This window comes from Parasedimentitalea nitratireducens (assembly GCF_057444295.1).
The window spans coordinates 1-16,978 of the sequence record NZ_JBYAXC010000008.1 but is presented as its reverse complement, the minus strand read 5'-3'; the positions used below and the strand labels follow the sequence as shown (position 1 = coordinate 16,978).

General features: G+C 51.7%; 14 protein-coding genes and 2 pseudogenes. 7 read left to right on the top strand and 9 right to left on the bottom strand.

Annotated elements, in window-relative coordinates; genetic code table 11:
* Window positions 1–217 precede the first annotated feature (217 nt).
* Window positions 218–1,630, top strand: a complete 1,413-nt coding sequence (locus AC2T28_RS18955; protein WP_486750215.1) for an RtcB family protein — start codon at window positions 218–220, stop codon at window positions 1,628–1,630.
* A 302-nt stretch (window positions 1,631–1,932) separates the two neighbouring features.
* On the opposite strand, the pseudogene AC2T28_RS18950 reads toward AC2T28_RS18955, so the two are convergent.
* From AC2T28_RS18950 to AC2T28_RS18925, 6 genes and pseudogenes are all read right to left on the bottom strand, one after another.
* Window positions 1,933–2,807 (bottom strand): annotated as a pseudogene (locus AC2T28_RS18950) (IS5 family transposase).
* A 645-nt stretch (window positions 2,808–3,452) separates the two neighbouring features.
* Window positions 3,453–3,587, bottom strand: coding sequence for a DUF3604 domain-containing protein (locus AC2T28_RS18945; RefSeq protein WP_486750309.1), 135 nt, complete (start codon window positions 3,585–3,587; stop codon window positions 3,453–3,455).
* A 72-nt stretch (window positions 3,588–3,659) separates the two neighbouring features.
* Window positions 3,660–3,764, bottom strand: a complete 105-nt coding sequence (locus tag AC2T28_RS18940) for a DUF3604 domain-containing protein (protein ID WP_486750214.1) — start codon at window positions 3,762–3,764, stop codon at window positions 3,660–3,662.
* Window positions 3,761–4,581: pseudogene (locus tag AC2T28_RS18935) on the bottom strand (DUF3604 domain-containing protein). Before AC2T28_RS18935 ends, AC2T28_RS18940 begins: the two are co-directional and overlap by 4 nt.
* 131 nt (window positions 4,582–4,712) lie before the next feature.
* Entirely contained in the window at window positions 4,713–4,979 is a 267-nt protein-coding gene (locus tag AC2T28_RS18930; protein ID WP_486750308.1) for a DUF3604 domain-containing protein, read from the bottom strand.
* Entirely contained in the window at window positions 4,980–5,126 is a 147-nt protein-coding gene (locus AC2T28_RS18925; protein ID WP_486750213.1) for a hypothetical protein, read from the bottom strand.
* Window positions 5,127–5,506: 380 nt separating this feature from the next.
* On the opposite strand from AC2T28_RS18925, the gene AC2T28_RS18920 reads away from it, so the two are divergent.
* Window positions 5,507–8,236: an AsmA family protein gene (locus tag AC2T28_RS18920; RefSeq protein ID WP_486750212.1), complete on the top strand. Its 2,730-nt coding sequence runs from the start codon at window positions 5,507–5,509 to the stop codon at window positions 8,234–8,236.
* A 127-nt stretch (window positions 8,237–8,363) separates the two neighbouring features.
* Here the strand turns inward: AC2T28_RS18920 and AC2T28_RS18915 are convergent, their stop codons facing one another.
* A complete protein-coding gene (locus tag AC2T28_RS18915; protein WP_486750211.1) occupies window positions 8,364–9,137 on the bottom strand; it encodes a potassium channel family protein in 774 nt (257 codons plus the stop codon).
* Between the two features lie 201 nt (window positions 9,138–9,338).
* On the opposite strand from AC2T28_RS18915, the gene AC2T28_RS18910 reads away from it, so the two are divergent.
* The 5 genes from AC2T28_RS18910 to AC2T28_RS18890 all read left to right on the top strand — a co-directional run bounded on the left by AC2T28_RS18910 (window position 9,339) and on the right by AC2T28_RS18890 (window position 13,469).
* Window positions 9,339–9,689 (top strand): potassium channel family protein, encoded by a 351-nt coding sequence (locus AC2T28_RS18910; RefSeq protein ID WP_486750210.1) that lies wholly within the window; start codon window positions 9,339–9,341, stop codon window positions 9,687–9,689.
* A 119-nt stretch (window positions 9,690–9,808) separates the two neighbouring features.
* Window positions 9,809–10,888, top strand: coding sequence for an AI-2E family transporter (locus AC2T28_RS18905; RefSeq protein ID WP_486750209.1), 1,080 nt, complete (start codon window positions 9,809–9,811; stop codon window positions 10,886–10,888).
* Window positions 10,885–11,949 (top strand): HlyD family secretion protein, encoded by a 1,065-nt coding sequence (locus tag AC2T28_RS18900; RefSeq protein ID WP_486750208.1) that lies wholly within the window; start codon window positions 10,885–10,887, stop codon window positions 11,947–11,949. The genes AC2T28_RS18905 and AC2T28_RS18900 overlap by 4 nt, the downstream gene beginning before the upstream one ends.
* 76 nt (window positions 11,950–12,025) lie before the next feature.
* Window positions 12,026–12,946 (top strand): hypothetical protein, encoded by a 921-nt coding sequence (locus AC2T28_RS18895; RefSeq protein WP_486750207.1) that lies wholly within the window; start codon window positions 12,026–12,028, stop codon window positions 12,944–12,946.
* A gap of 28 nt (window positions 12,947–12,974) precedes the next feature.
* Complete coding sequence (locus tag AC2T28_RS18890; protein ID WP_486750206.1) at window positions 12,975–13,469, top strand: hypothetical protein; 495 nt, start codon at window positions 12,975–12,977, stop codon at window positions 13,467–13,469.
* A 9-nt stretch (window positions 13,470–13,478) separates the two neighbouring features.
* On the opposite strand, the gene AC2T28_RS18885 is transcribed toward AC2T28_RS18890, so the two are convergent.
* Window positions 13,479–16,157: an AsmA family protein gene (locus AC2T28_RS18885; protein WP_486750205.1), complete on the bottom strand. Its 2,679-nt coding sequence runs from the start codon at window positions 16,155–16,157 to the stop codon at window positions 13,479–13,481.
* Window positions 16,158–16,835: 678 nt separating this feature from the next.
* A partial coding sequence (locus tag AC2T28_RS18880; protein ID WP_486750307.1) for an IS3 family transposase occupies window positions 16,836–16,978 on the bottom strand: 143 nt, incomplete at its 5' end.

Genomic DNA, 16,978 nt, shown 5'->3' with positions numbered 1-16,978 from the left:
TAAGTTGTTTTTTGTCAAAGGCTTGGTGGGTTGAGTGGAAATTTTGAGTGGCGGGGAACCCCTCTGCTAAACCTATCCCATCGCACTGATAAAGCGAAGAAAACGGACGAATACGCGTTCGGAGAAACGGTGAGACGGCAATGTGGTGTTCAAGCCTCCGCCGTCTCGCCACCAAATATTGTCACCCCTAGTGGGACTATTGACCAAAGGAAATTAGATGGAAAACCTCGCAATCAAACCGATTACAGGTAGAGAATTGAAACAGTGGGGGCACACTCCAGGAGCTCAGTTTCCAGCCCTTTTGAACCGCGCAAACGAGCTGCACGTAGCGGGGCATGACATGAGCGCGATCCGTGCTGAGCTGGCGTCTGAAATTCCAGTGCGGCCACCACAGATTGAACTGCACGAAGAGGGCGCAATTGGGTTCCATGAAAATCTGACGCCTGCCGATGACGACGAAATGGCCAACCTCGACAAGGTACGCGAAACTATGCGCGCCGTGATGCGTACGCCCACCGTTATCGGCGGTGCCATCATGCCCGATGCCTGCCCGGCAGGGCCTGTTGGGACGATCCCGGTCGGCGGTGTCGTCGCTGCGCGCAATGCCATTCATCCCGGCATGCATTCGGCGGATATTTGTTGTTCACTTATGCTCACCGATCTTGGCGATGCCGACCCGAAATCCATTCTTGATGCGGCCCAACAGGTCACGCATTTCGGCCCCGGCGGGCGTAAACAAGGCCAACGCTTTACGGTGTCATTGGACTTGCTTGATGCAATGCGTGCCAACCCGTTTTTGAACAATGCCAAGACCATCCGCGCGGTACAGGAGCATATGGGCACGCAGGGCGACGGAAACCATTTCCTGTTCGTGGGCACATCCCGGAGCACGGGGAAAACGATGCTTGTCACGCATCACGGATCACGTGGCCCAGGTGCAAAGCTTTACAAGGCCGGGATGGAGGTCGCCGAAAAATACCGTCGTCTTCATTCACGGAAAACACTCAAACAGAATGCATGGATTCCAGCTGATAGCGAAGACGGGCGCGCCTATTGGGAGGCATTGCAGTTGATCCGAAAATGGACCAAGACCAACCACAATTCCATTCACCAGGCGACGATGGAGGCAGCAGGAGCCAGCGCCGATGAGAGGTTCTGGAATGAGCATAATTTTGTGTTTCGTCGTGGTGATACCTACCTGCACGGCAAAGGCGCGACCCCTGCATGGAGTGATTTCGCATCCGATGCTGACGCGGCGGGCCGCACGATCATCCCGCTTAACATGGCGGAGCCGATCCTGATTGTGCGGGGGACGGATGCTCCTCATGCCTTGGGGTTCAGTCCTCATGGTGCTGGACGTAACTGGTCACGCACCGAACATATGCGCAGGCTCGGAACGACCACTGCGGACGAAGCGTTGATTTCGGAAACCAAGGGGCTTGATGTACGGTTTTACGGCGGCAAAGTGGATGCATCAGAATTGCCCTCCAGCTACAAACCAGCGCAGGCCGTGGTCGCGCAAATCGAAAGCTATGGCTTGGCTGAAGTTGAGGATTGGATCGATCCATTTGGTTGCATCATGGCTGGTCAAATGCCCCGCTTTATTCGGCGTCCTCGTGGCGTTCGGTAAGAATGACCTAGCCTTGCCCGCAAGGGCGAGGCTGATAATCACTCGGCGCAGTTCGAGGCAGCGTTTCCCTCATTTTCCTAGAATACCTACCGGAATTGATGCTTGACGCCAAAACGAGTGTGCTGCCACCTCTGCGTTGTCCTGTATTGATGGCGGACCTTAGCGCGCTTCGCAGGAAGGCTGACTGTCAGCCCTTCCCAGATCATCTAGGCTTTGTTGCAAAAATCGGTTGAAGGCCGTGGTTCCCCTTTTCCCGGGCAGACTTATCCTGCGGGCTCTGTGATGAGAATGCCGAGAGCGCTTTAGCGGTTGAGGACGGCGATGCGGATTTGGATTTCCGCAACTTGCCGATCAAAGTGTCTTGCCATGAGGCTGTGGCCCTTCAATTTCACACAGCGCATCTTGGTGTCGACGCGGCTTCGACGGTGGTATCCGCTCCATCGTCGCCACAGGACGCGGCCCAGGTATCGTGATACATTTACGGCCTCGTTGCGGGCGATGACTCCAGCACTCGTGGGCTTCCACTGCTTGGCGTTTTTGCGCGGGGGAACGACAGCATGAGCATTGCGAATAGCAATTGCGTCGTGGCATTTAAGTGTGCCGTAAGTCCCGCCGACAGTGACTGATCCGATGTCCTGACCGGGTGGAATTTGGTCGAGCAGCTCTGGCAGCATAGGTGCGTCTCCGACATTGCAGGTCGTGACGTCGACTGCACGCACTGCCAGCATTTTATCGTCGATCCTTATAGTTATCTTACGCCAAATGCGCCGTTTGGGGTCGCATGCTTGCGTGCGTTCCATTCGCTTTCCCCTTCAGATTTGATGCCAGTGCTGTCAACCAAGAGGTTCAGCGGGCCAGTGCCCCCACGATAAGGCAGGCCAACGCTCAGAGTTCTCTGGTGGCGGCATAGGGTGCTGAAATCCGGCGCCGACCAACCCAACCCGACTAACTTCAGCAAGCTTTCGACAAAGCTTGTCATCTGCCTGGACGCCATGCCGAACATGACCTTCAGCGTCAGGCAGGCTTGGATCGCAGCATCACTGACTTGTTGTCGTCGACCACGTTTGCCCGTCGACGGAGGTGCCCGGTCCATCTCGGGATCGAACCAGATCGAGAGCGTTTCACGCTATTTTAAGTTGTCATTGTAAAACGACCAGCTTGTGGTCGTGTACTTCATTAGGGCCCAGCTGCTCCTACCTTCCAGCGATCACGTTGGATTCATACCGTGAATCCCTGTCGAAATTTATGCAACAAAGCCACGCCAAACAAGAAAACGAAATCTGGTGTTTGCTCATGTCGGGGATAACGATTTTTCTAAGGATATGATTGGAGAAGATTTTAAAATCTGTGAACAGGATCTTACCAGTGGACTGCAACTGACGCCGTATGATCAGTTGCGAATTCAATCACGTGTTCGGAGCACTCTGAGACCATCAAACTAAAGTGGCTCCGACGCGATTTTCAAAAGAATGCTTCTTTTAGGAACTCTAGGGTTATTCTGGTTTTGGCTGGGTAGACCTTTTTGATCTCGACGATTGATAGGCAGTCTGAACTGCATAGACTTACTCAGAAGATCGGTCTTGCTATGATCTGGAATTTGATCCCGATCCTTTTGCTTTTAGGGGAGGGCGGGAGCTCCCATCGGTCAACTCCAATGTCGGCTATGTGCAGATAGCGATATTTGCAACGTTGCCTCCCCAGATACAATAAGGCGTCACAACCGGCCCATTGCGGCCATTTGTTCGGTGTCCCGGCGGTGGCAGTAGTGCGCCAAGACAACCTTACTGCAGCTAATTTTTCGGACCCTCAGCACTCGACAAAATCAACCCGGTGTGTACCAAATTGGTGAGGTGTAGGTTCGGTCTTGCTGCACTATTTTGGCGGTATCCGGCAGCACGATGGCATTTCCATATAGGGCTTTGTCATGGGTCAACCAACTTTGTGTCGGGATTTCCAGAACTCGAATTTAGTAAAATGCAATTTCGGATGCGTCGAAATCGGTGTCTTCCCAATAGGCACCACGCTCGAGTCAGCCCCCCATTGGCACGCCACGAGCATAACCTTGTGCAGCAAAGCCGGGGCGCACGACCTCATCGGTTGTAAAATCCCAACTTGCAAAAACGAGCACCGTCATGCGAGTGCCAGTAGAGGCGTAAATCTCCTTACGCTCCATCGTATCCTAGATCGCCTCTCGGTTGCCCAGATAGCCGCAAGGCAGGAGGCCACCGATTGATAGTTTCGAATTCGGGCGCCAACCCCTTCGACTTTGAAGACGCCCGTGATCAGTTCGTCATATCGTTCTTGACCGGTACCCGGCTCTACCGGTGAGGCTTTCCCAAGGGAATTTTCTTCGTGTGAAGTTGCCATAGATGTATGGCTATCGGTCGAGCTGATCATGTCAAACTTGAAAGTATTGACGCCAAGCTCAATCTCTTTTTCCAAGCCTCGGTTTAGGGCTTCGCGCGCGTACTCACTCGGCAAAGTGTCTGTGGTTTTCTCGGCAAGGCCAAAATTGCCCTTGTCCCAGTTGTAATAGTCCGCGAGTTCATCATTGGTGGAGAGCGAAGGATGCGCCTCGCCATTAACCTTGATTTGGGTCACTTCATAAAGAGGCTCCCACAACGCACGTCGCTCAGCGTAATTTCGTGTCAGCGGAGCGCCCTCCAACGTCACGTCATCAAACTTCAACCCATTGGACAAATTGCCATTATGTGGGATTGTAAGAACTTGACCACCGGTAAGGTTTTCATAGGCATCCATCCATATCCGCAGTTTTCAGGGTCGCTGGAATCGTAGTTCGAGAAAGAAATTAGCTCTTCGACTTCGTCAGCGTCATCACGGAAAACCACAACCTGGTAGAGATTGTTTGATGCAGGAGATGAGGACCATTCAAAGCCATGCAAAGCGGTGAAAACTTCGGGTTCATTGAAGCGCTCGGCCGAATCGGCAATCCGGTTCCAAATCGCACGTATTAAGGTAACGTCATGAAAAGGGGATCAGTACCTTCTGCCATTTCCAAACACCAGAGGCCGTATGCCTCCGATGGCTTTCCGGCCTTTACAAGAACGTGAATCTTCTTGCCCTATGGATTGCGCGATAGTTGAGGATTTGATTCAGCGATCAGTTCGGCAAGGCCTAGGTTTTCTGCGTGATCCGCTACCACCAGAAAGCCAAGCAGGAGGATCAAGTCAGCACGCTGTCTCATAAAAACTGTGACGGTTTCCCCGCGAGCAAAGCGGAAAGCATCGTCTGGCCCAAAGTAGTTTCCGATCATCCCTGCATCTGTAGAATTAGAAGTTTGCAGGTGGGGGTCGTCAAAGAAAACTCTGTCAGGGAAAAACCGGTGAATTTAGGGTGAGTATTCGGTTTGGCCAAGCGTTACGTTTTCAGCGCTAACCTCAACATCCGAGCTGTCGTTCAGATGTGATCTGACAGTAAGTTGTTTTTCCGGTGATGTCTGGCAGGCAAAGTTCAGTTCATGAGCTTTTCCTTTCATGTTTCTTTCCTCTCGATCTTAGCTTCGATGGGTGTTCTGCCACAGAACATTTTGCCTTGGTTCGAGCGTGGTTGTAATGATGCATTCATACGTGAGGGATCGCCGCGGTCGCTTGAACATTCGTTTGCCAATCCGATGACCTCTACCATCGATGGAGGTATCCACGGCGGCATTTTCAACGCCTGCAACCATTCCAAACCGGTGAAGTGACTAACCGCATTCATCGCGCAAGCGACCAAGTAGCAAGCCACATTGTATTTGATACCTATGCCGTCCCCAAGGAGGTTTGCAGACCAGCAGGTTGCGTCGGTATTCAAATGGTTTGCATTTGCAGCATCAGGTCAGATTTGCTTTGATGAACTTCATACTAGGAGACCCAGATGCTGATATGGATACGACGAGTTGCCGTCATTTCGACTGGTTTGCTCAGCCTTACTTTGATTGCTGCGTGGTTATTGCTTTCTTCTTCTCTGCTGGCCACTCCAAGAGGGGAGATGACTGCTCGGTTTCTGTCTAGTAAGCTGGGCCGGTCCGTCGAGATCAATGGCGGTGTGAGTGTTAAACTGGGCTCAACGTTACATGTTTCGGCCGAGGGTCTGAAAGTACCCAATCTGCTTACGGCGGACGTTAGTCTTGCCGAGATTGGATTGGTTCAATTTGACGTGGCTCTTGGTGATCTTTTGGCAGGGCGCATTCAGTTAAACAATCTACAGGCCAATGCTGCCAGAATTGAACTCTTGGTTGATCAGAACGGGGTGCAGTATTGGGCGGCAACTGAGTTAAACCCTGTATCAGATCAAACCGTTGAAGATAGCGGCTCCACTGCCCAAAAAGGAATATCAACTGATTTTCTCGCGGACCGAAGAATCCAGTTTTCAAATTCAAATCTAGTTTTCAAGGACGCAAGAAACGGTTTGGACCTGGAGCTTTTTCTGGCTTCGATGGTTATAAGCCAGGACGAGTTTTCTACCCCGGTTTTGCTGACTGCCACGGGAAACTTAAACGGCCAAGATCTAACTCTTGCAGGGGCTTTTTCACATCACCAACCTTTCAACGTTGCCGCCGATTTTAAACAGATGAGTTTGAAGGTAGAGGGCACACCAACGGAAAATGGGTATTCTACGGCGTTGTCACTGGAAGTTGCTGAGTTGGGTCAGCTCCTTGACGTGCTGAAGCTGGAAAAATCCGTCGGTGGTACAGGTGAAATCAACGTTGTTCTGGAAATGGAAGAAGGCTCTGCGCGTGTTCCAGAGCTGTTGGTTCAGGCAACTTTAGAGGGTGGTCAGAGCCTAGTTGTAACTGGCGATTTAGGAGAGCTTGGCAACCCGTCGGATGTTTCGATAGACACAAGTATCCGCCTGTATACGGATGACAACAAACCGCCTGCTACGTCGTCGCGGCGGGAGTTAAAGCTGATAAGTGTCGATATGATGCTAATGGCGCAACCCGATGGGATACCGCAGCGCCGAATGGTTATCGAAACCAATGGATTTACACTTGATACCAGCGGTGTAGGAAAGCCCCCAGTTTCGGTATCTGAAATTTCACGAACGTCAGATGGCAAATTGAAATTGGGACTGGCCGAATTACGGATCGGTCCACCAGAAACGCCCTTTTTGATCCTTGCGGGTTCTGTATCGGATGCGCTGAGACTGGAGGGGATCGACTTTAATGGGGAACTTTCATTGCCGGCTGCCAGCCTTCTGGCTTCTGAATCTTTCCAACAAGCAGATGCTTTGGGGACTATCTCTGGCGGATTCCAGCTGAAAGGAAACGCCGAGGTGCTTGGTCTTTCTGATTTGAATGTCGTTTCTGAAGGAACCGACTTGTGGAACTTGAAAGTTGGGGGCGGGCTTCGCAATGCACTGAATTTCAGCGACATTGCCTTGAATATTGCTGCCGATATTCCGTCGGGTGCTGACTTGTTAGAGGCAATGGGATTGGCGCAGGTAGAGACTGGTGAAGTTGCTTTGACCGCTGAAATCTCGAGCCTTGACACTGAATGGGATATGGGTGCTTCGGTCAAAGTTGCAGAATCCGAACTGGGATTTGATGTGAAACTCGATCTCGATGATCCTAATCCTACTGTGCGTGGACAGATTGAAAGCGATCAAATTCAAATTGCTCATTTGCGCGACATCATTGCGGCGTCCATACAGCTGGGGAAGTTGGAGAACCTGCCAGCGGAAGATGAAGAGCAATCGGATAGCGACCTGTCCGAGCCAGAGATTCAACCACTTGTCTTAAGCAATAAACTGTCGGCTGATCCGGACCCTGCTGATGTTGCTGCGCCCATGCGCAACGTCACATTGCAGCCACTGGGGCAGGCTATTCTTTTGTCAGGTGCGGAACTTGGATTTTCTATCGACCTTAGAAATGTAGAAGGTGAAAAAGGCACGATCAGTCTGCAAAGTGATCTCGTCATGAAAGATCAAAAAGCACAATTGGGTCCGCTAAAAGTTGAGTATGGTGGAGCACATTTTGACGTGATCGGATCGATAGATCTGGCCGATTCCCCTGATGTTCTAACACTAACCGGTTCCGTTGGCGGGGTTGATTTCGGCGAGATCGCGCAGGAGTTGAATATGAAAAAGCATGCGAGTGGTACGTTGTATGCTGATTTTGACGTTTCTGGTAGCAACACATCATTTCGGGACTTCATAAACACTCTGACCGGCGCGGCTACCATATCAATGGGAAGCGGCAGCATCGATACTCACTTGCTGGATGTGGCCGGACTTGGGATTATTCCTTGGTTGTTTACAAAGGACAAGGGACATGCAGCACCTATTGTTTGTGCCCTAGCGCCTCTGCATTTTCAGAATGGGCGCGTTTCTTCCAAGCAGGTGGTGGTTGAGACCGATGATGTCCAGATTGTTGTCTACGGAAGTGTAGATCTTGGGAATATGACATTGGACATAACTGGGCAGCCTCGAAAAATCGGAAAACCTCTGTCGCGGAGCCCGTGGCCGTTTACGATGACCGGATCAATTGCCAAACCATCCGTCAAAGTTAAAGACGGCCCCAAGCGTCTGGTGCGCGCAGACGGGGCGTCAACCATGCCCCAGCAGCGCCGAGCCTGTATTCCAGATATTTTGCAGTTGAGGTAGACAGTAATGGCGCTGCGCGATTTTATATTTGTCTCCAGCGGTTCAATTTGTAGTCATACGCGGCATAGGTTGCCTGCTTGCTGCCGAGGATCGCTAGCATTCCACCCACCAGTCCCGTGACTTTCGTTTAGCCCATACCGCCGGTTTCAATATTCAAAAGTCCACCGCAGTGTTTGCAATGGACTGCATCGGGGTCATGGCGATATAGACCGCAGGCCTTGCATCTATGGCGCACTTTTTGGGGTGAAAATATCGCTTGGGCCAACCGCACAAATAGAGCCACGCCAACCACCATGATAAAGACTGAAAACACTTTCCCCGCCGGTGTCGTCAGGGTGAGGTCGCCAAACCCGGTTGTGGTCAGGGTTGCCATGGTGAAGTAAAGCGCATCAATGTACGGTGTTGCACTGCTTTCCATATCGATGAAGAAGACCCGGACTGCCGTTGCGGTGGCAAAGACAAAAACCAACAGATTTATAACGGCAATCACCGCGTCCTCGTGTGTGCGGAAAAAAGGGCTGTCCCGCCGCAGGTCCCGTAGCAAATGATAGGAGTGAATTAACCGCAGCCCCCGCAAAATTCGCAAGAACGTCAGGTTTTGGGTCAACAGCGGATCCAGTAGAAGCGACAGAATGACCACGAGATCAGCCAATGTATAGATCTGTTTCAGCAGAGCCCAACGATCCTTGGCGATCCAGAGACGGGCCGAGAAATCCAACAGAATTACCACCCCCACCAGAGAGCTCGTAATGGTCAGAAAGCGACCTTGCTCCATATGTGCGGTACTGACAAAGAACAAAATTGTGACAGCGTCAAACAGGATCAGCAAATAGCGGAACTTGGCCGAATTGGACCCCGACCCGGCGTAAAGCCCGCGAACTATCTGTTTGAACACACTCATTTGTCTCCTCCAGAATATCTGTCATGAAAGCCTGAAAATGGTTGGGCGTGCAAGACACACTATTCTAGTCCTCTATTTTGGGGCGTTTCAGGGTCAGTTGGAATTTGTCTAAGTGCACAATTTAATGAAGATCATTTTTGTATAGGAGGAAAAGAAGACACCACCTATAATCGTTTAAAATGGATGCAATAGGAGGAAGGGTTGAGTTCTCTAAAGCGACTGTTTCGTGGACTTCGCGTGGCGTTAGGAGACGGCCGGGTGAAGGGCATTTTAGCGTTTACGCTGGCCATTGTGCTGTGGGCTTCTGTTTTTTACCACTATGTCGAGGGTTGGAGTTGGCTTGATTCCATCTACTTTTCCGTCGTCACAATTTCGACTGTCGGGTTTGGTGACTTTTCCCCCGAAACCGCAGCGGGCAAGATTTTCACCATGTTCTACATTGTTGTCGGTCTTGGAGTTTTTGTAGCGGCAGTTACAACCATAGCTGATTCAATACTTTCTCAAGGTGGTGACAAAAAAGACGGGGAACTGCGAAAACGTTCCGGGTCATAACCAAGTGTATCGATACGTGCGTGCAAGTTGTAAATAGTACTGCCTAAAGAAGCCTGTTACATCCGAGGGTTGGCGCGTGTCCTCGAATACAGGCCTTAGGGCGGGAGTGGGGGATCGAAATGGAAAGCACACATAATTCAAAATTGGTTGATGTCGCAATTCGGCTAATTTTCTTAGGTCTATTTGTCTACAGCGCCATTGTAATGGTGGCTCCGCTGGCAAGTGCTGTAATCTGGGCCCTTATTCTTTGTGTCGCCCTATATCCGTTATTCGATTGGCTTCAAAACAAACTAGGTGGCCGAAAGAAGCTCTCGGCAACCTTATTGGCGCTTGCAGGTTTGGCGCTGACATTGGGGCCCGTAGCATCCGCAGTGTTTGGCGCCACAGAACTTTGGTCTGAGTTTTCTGACAAAGCTGCCTCTGGGGCGCTAAAAGTCCCACCGGCTCCTGAAGGGCTAAAGGATATTCCGGTCGTTGGCGCCAAGCTTTCCAGCATCTGGTCGTCATTCGAACGAAACTTGGATGGAGCCTTGGCGAAATACTCACCTCAAATCTTAGATGTTGCTAAAGCGATCTTTGGAAAAGCCTTGGGAATTGGGCTGGGCTTGTTGGGAATGGCACTGTCTGTGATCATCATGGGTGTGCTGTTTATACCGGGGCCTGAGCTTGCAAAGGGTCTTCAGAAATTCGGGAACCGTGTTTTTGCCCCACGAGGCGGCGAGTTTGTCGTCTTGGCCGGAGCCACTGTGCGCAACGTAACCAAAGGTGTCATAGGTGTTGCCGCAATTCAGGCGATTGTTGTTTGGATACTTCTAAAACTATTTGGGATATCTTCAGCTGCAACGCTGGCTTTGATTTGCTTGATCTTGTCGATCATTCAAATTGGGCCCGGCCTCGTGCTGTTGCCGGTGGTTATCTATGCGTGGAGTTCCATGTCAGGAGGTGCGGCTTTGGCGATGACTATTCTGGCTCTCCCAACCGCAATTATGGACAGCTTCTTGCGCCCGGTTTTTATTTCCAAGGGTTTGGACACACCTATGCTGGTCATTCTAATCGGCGTCTTGGGGGGGATGATGGCCTATGGGTTGATGGGAATTTTCATCGGTCCTGTTTTGCTGGCCGTTTTTTATGAGCTGTTCGTACTCTGGATCGACTCTGATCCTGAAGCGACTGAGGTGGCGCCCGGAGAGGCAGAATGAAACGTACAATCTGGTCAACCTTAGCTAGTTTGGTGCTGTTCCTTGGCTGGTACATTACCGCCGACCGACAGACTCCGTTTACAGGAAACGCAAGGGTCAAGGCGGTTGTGACCTACATTGTACCGCAAGTGTCTGGAACGGTGACTGAGGTATTGGTCTCCAATGGCCAAGTGGTTTCCACTGGCACCGTTCTGGCCCGGATAGACCGCAGGCCATATGAGATTGACAGGTCTCGTGCCCAGGCTGATCTGGAGTCGGCCACCCAGGAAGTCGGGGCCTCATCAGCACAAGTCAGCGCTGCCCAGGCTACGGTCGCCAGAGCACAAAGTGATCTTGATACAACCCGCTTGCAGGCCGAACGGGTGTTTGCCTTAGAGAAAAAGGGATTGATTTCACTGGTGCGGGCGGATGATGCGCGCGGAGAGTTGGCTGAGGCTGAAGCAAATTTAGCCAACGCAGAAGCAGATCTGGAACGCGCAAAGCAGCAGTTGGGTGAAAAAGGTCAGGAAAATCCAAAAATTCAACACGCGTTGGCAGCACTGGCCGAAGCCGAATTGAACCTAGAGTGGACAGAGTTGAAGGCCCCGTCTGAAGGAGTCATTTCCAACATTCTGATTGCCCCGGGTACATATGCCAGTGCCGGGCGTGAGCTTTTGACATTTCTGGACAGTACCGATGTCTGGATCGAAGCCTACCTGACGGAAAACAATCTGGGCCGTACCGAGATTGGCTCTCCGGTGGACGTGGTGCTTGATATGCATCCTGGAAAAATCGTCAGGGGTGTCGTCGAAAGCTTTAGCAGTGCCGTATCGATCAGCGGTGGTGACGCCGCAGGCCAATTGGCCAGTGCGCCCAGCTCAAAAGGGTTCTTGCGAGAGCCTGAACGGTTCCCGGTACGGATTGTACTACCCGGATACGAAGCCGGAAGCCTGGATGATGATCTACGGTTTCAGCTAAACGGGCAGGCAGATATTATCATCTATCCGACTGACAACACAATTATGAACGCCATTGGACGTACCTATATCCGCATGGTGTCCCTATTGTCTTATGCCTACTGAGGCCCGTCGAGCGATACTTCGTCTGGCCCTTGGCACCACAGGGGTTTTTTCACTGGGTCTGTTTTTGGGGTGGCCATTGGCATCCATAGGGGCGGTTTTTACTGCATTGTTCCTGCAAGCTCCGGTTGGACTGACCTTGAAAGCGTCCGGCAGCCTGTTTGCCTTTGCGCTGATTGTTATGGTGTTTTCCTGGCTGTTGTCGTTGATGTTGCTGCCCTATCCCGCCGTTTATCTGGCGGCTGTCTGTATTGCGATCATCTCGTCATTTGCCTGGTCAATGGCTGGGGCAGGGGTGCTGCCCGGGGTTCTTGCCCTAATGGCGGCGATGATGGTGCCAAATCTGGTTTTACAGTCTCGTGATCTGGCTATGATGCTTGTTGGCTGGGTTCCGATGAACCTGTTGATTGCGGGATTTACATCTGGATTGATGTTTACCCTCATTCCTGCCGACCCGCCGTCTGGGTCCCCAAAAGCCAACCCAAACATGCCAGAATTTGATGTCGGGCGGCGCATGCTCAGAATGTCACTGGTAACCGTTCCTTTTGCACTTGCGTTCTTTATCTCTGGCGGAACAGCGCTGTTGGTGTTGTTTTTTGTCGCCTTGCTTAGCCAGCAATTAGCCGCAATGCCGTCGGCGGGCAAAAGCGTTGCAAAGGCGATGTTGACGGCAAACGTGTTAGGCGCTGTTGTTGCCATCCTGTGCTACGAAATCAATGTTATCGCCCCGAGTATTGTCACCGCTGTTCTGCTATGTTTCCTTCTGTGTCTTGCTCTCGGCACATTAGGGAAATCCAGCAGCAGCCTTGCCCCTGCCGCAGGTTCAGCAATTACAACCGTTTTGATCATTTACGGCGGCTCTATCGCTCCCTTTTCGGACGAGGCTGATGTCAAAAGCATTACACGTGTTGTTCAGATAGCTAGCGCAGCCGCCTTCGTCATTCTGGCATATGTCGTTGTCGACGAGTTTTGGCCCGAGAAGGAAAGTCGAAGAGCATAACTAAGATCGAAGGTGAAGAGGAGCGGAAATGCGGTGTTTGGTTGCAGCTTTGTGTTTGGTTGGTGTTTCGGCAACGGCTTCTGAATTGGAAACATGGGGGGAAATGGGAGACTGGGAGATTCTGGTTGATCCGACTGTCGGTAACGGCTGTTTGGCTCAGCGCGCATATGAGGATGGGACATTGGTGCAAATTGGCGCGGAACCCGCAAGAAATGGTGGGTTCTTTGCGGCCTATAACGCTGATTGGTCCGATATTCAGGACGGTGCAAGCGGAACCGTAAATATAGATTTTGGCGATGCCCGTTTTGCAGGGGACGTGGTCGGTAAATTTAACCAAGACCTACCCGGCGGATACGCATTCTTTGATAACCCGAATTTTGTGACCGAATTTGGCAAACGCCAATCGGTCAAGATTTCCGGTGAAAACGGCCGAATGATCGAGATCGACCTAACGGGTTCTATGAAGGCCCTCGACAGTGTTCTAGCCTGCCAGAAGGAACAGCCAGAACCTACACCAGATTAAGGTGTTTACTTACTCGAGCTGCTGTAGATCGGGCACACAGGGTTTACGGTTAGTTGGCATTTCATCTGCTCCATCCTGCCGACGGCTCCGTGAGCCGCCGATGTCTAGCTTGAAATTCGGAGCAGAGAGCTTCCCCGTCACGTCAAATGGCCACGCGCTGCGTGCTAACGGTTTGCCAACACGGCGGGGCTCAGCGCGCAGACCAATTGTATCTTGCTTCCAGTTCACGGCACCCCTGGCAACCAGTTGGACTCTGGCGGTCTCGGCGACGACCGAGTCAAATGTGACCGTGCCTGCATTGATTTGAACAGGGGCGACGACACAGACAATATCGGTGTAGCCTTGGTGAAATTCTTCGGAAAACAGCCAAGGGAAAATCCCTAGTCCAGCCAGTTCAAGTAAACTGGTGGCGACGTCCCCCTGGCTCATTGAGATCGACGCCGAACCATACATCGAATTGATGAAGGTGGCGATCGAACTGCGATTACCAGTGACGTTGAAACTGCCGCGCAGTTTGCCATGAGCGTCAATACCCAGCCCAACTGAATCGAGGATCTTGCCGAAGTCCCAGCCGCTTGTGGCGCCGGATACCGAGAGAAGCTCCGGAGTTTCTACTAGGTCCATCTGGGCTTCGATTTTGAAGTAGCCACCACCATAGTTCAATTCGACGGGGCCCAAGTGCGCCTGTCCATCTTGTGCAGCGAATTCGCTTGATAGACTTGAAACACCCTGTTGGCCGGTGATTTCTTCGATATCGATGGACACAGTCAGATCAGTTTCCAAAAACAGTTTTTCAAAATCCACCAAATCAGTTGGTTTGGCATCTTTCTTTGGCAGGATCAGTGGTTGCACCTCGGGCTCTTCCGGCTTGCTTGCCGCGGGCTCTTCACTGTCTTCCGAGTCACCAATTTTGCTCAGCTGAACAATTGCAGAGATTGCATTCTTCAGGTCGCCTAAATCCAATCGGTCGCTTAAAATACGCCCATCAATCTGGGGGCGACCCTCGGTTACGGTGGTTTCCAACGAGGCGTCCAATCGGGATCTTCCCGCAGACAACCCAAGCGTTGTTGAGAAATCCTCACCCTGTCCGCGTGCAGAAGCGCTGATCTCCAGTGGACCCGTTTCTATCTCCTCCAAATGAAGTGCGCTTAGGAATTGAACTCCATCCTCGATGTCGAGGTCAAAGTCGAACTCCAAATTGTCCAAATCTGTTACATTTCCAAGAGCCACGTGGGCCTTCAGCGCCCAGATCACCGTGTTGACCGTATAGGCATCCAACTTGTTGAGGCTTATAAAACCCTGGCTGTCATCAACCGAAAACTCAGCTTCTACTCCGCCAAAAGCCTGGGCCACGTCAGTCCCCAAGTCTTTTAAGACCAGCGAAGCTGGTGCGGCGAGTTTTCCGGAAAAGTCTAACTTCCGAAGTTGCAACATATTCAGAATGTTGCCCTGAGCAACAATGTAGGGCGCATCACGTGGTCCGGCTTGCAGAGTTATGTTTTTAAGTGCGAGCAGTCCGTCAGTTGTTCTACGGATTTGACCTATTGAAACGGGACCTACCTGATCCAATCCCTGATCAAAGGCATTGGTGGTGAGTATCATATCGTCAAATTCGAGCGATTGCCCTTTGCTGTTGATATGCATTGAGATGCCCGCCAATTTGAGGTCCTTCAATTCTCTGGCTGGCGGTAGTGGATCTCCTTCGGGGTGAAAGCGAGCGTTGAAGGCCACATCAAACCCCTCTGCTCGCAGCAGGTTTTCAACTGCCCCCTGCACCATTATCTGCTGACCCTCTGCAAGGTCCACAACTGCAGACAAGTTTTCAATTTGGAAAGACCCCGCCTGGCTTGTCAGGTCGGCCGAGAGTTTGCCAGTTCCTTCCAGTACCCGGTCCAGGCCAATCACATCCAGAAAATCGCCGAACTTACCGGTGTCCAGATTGAGTTTCGCCGTGTACCCTCCACCATGGTCCGGCGCGATTGGGCTGCCATCAAAGCTCAGCTTTAATTCACCGAAACTCGCCGTTGTGGTAAACGGCGCACCGGTGGGATAGCTCCCGTCTATCTCAAAGGTCTGGCCGTTGACTGAGCCAAGGCTCGTGACTCCAAGACGATCGCCGTCGTCCAGTTGCTCGAGATTCAAATTCTCAAGATCAAAGACAAAGGAAAACCCCGATTGCTGATCGTCGATAGACAACCCGATCGAGGTGAACGAGGCTGTGCGGTGCCGCAGAAAACCAAGAATGCCGCCGCCACTTTGTTCTTGATGTTCTGAGGGCGCTACTTGCGTATTCTCCGTTGCCTCAGCCTCAATTGCGGCCGATCTATACTTTGGTGTCCAACTGGTGGTTCCGTCAGCTTGAGTCAGCATGTTCAACTGCAATCCATCCACCTTCAAATTGTCCAGGTCGATGCGTCTATTCATTAGCTCGACGAGATTGAGATCCAGCTCCAGAAGTTTCAATTCTGCCAGATTGGTATTGGGGACATCCTCACTCGGGATAACGACGCCTGACACGAAAATTCGACTAACACGTCCTGGAACCACACTCACATCATCCTTGACGTGAAGTGGTTGCCCAATCTGTTCTGAAAGAACTGTTTCCACGATCCCGCGCCGAAAGTCAGAAAAAAGTGGTGCGGAGAGAACTATCCAGCCAAGTGCAATAACAGCAACGGCTGTGCCCAATGACCATTTGAAAATCCGAGAAATCCACTTTGTCATAATCAATTACCCCTTATCTCAACTTGGAATTGCAACGGGGGCGATTTCTAGGCGCCCGTGTAAGCTACCATAACAATTGTAGTCCGTTTTAGCGTCGATGGGAGCGTCTGGCACGGCAGTGGACCCGATCACGGTGTTTGTTTCTTTGGATTACACCAGACGCAGCACCCACACCGCGTCTATTGCCGCGCCCGCAGCAGGGTCGCCATTGGTGATTTCTGAGCTGACAGCGCCGCACAATGCCCGTTTAGCTACCGGCCGACAGCAGCCGGAAGTGATGCTGAAAGGGGTGTGCAAAGTGCAATCGCCACAAAGATACCATCTGGGACACTATTCACAAACCGGCCCTGATAAGGGGTTTCGTCGGGGTCCAGAGCTGTGCCCACACCCATGGGGGGGAGGTATCCAAAAACTGCCCAAGTAATCGCGCACCATTGGTCGGCTCATACATTCCACCATCCGAAGCAGACCGCCCACTCCCCAGTCGTTACATCGAGCCAGAAATACTCTCTTTTCTAACACGGCTATTGGGGCCCATTAGTGCAAATGTCAGAGAGACTCCAGTGGCAGAAGAACTCCGTGAAGTTGCCACGGTTGTGATAACTGGACCTGTCGCGATTGTGTGCCGCCCCAAGTGCTCGTTCAGGCCACTTTCCGTTCGAAAGTGACCGGGCTTTTCCAACCCGGTGCTGAGTATCGGCGTCGCGAATTATAGAAGCCATTGATGTATTCGAAGATCGCCATCTCAGCCTGCCTGCGCGTTTGCCATGACCGACGCCAGATCA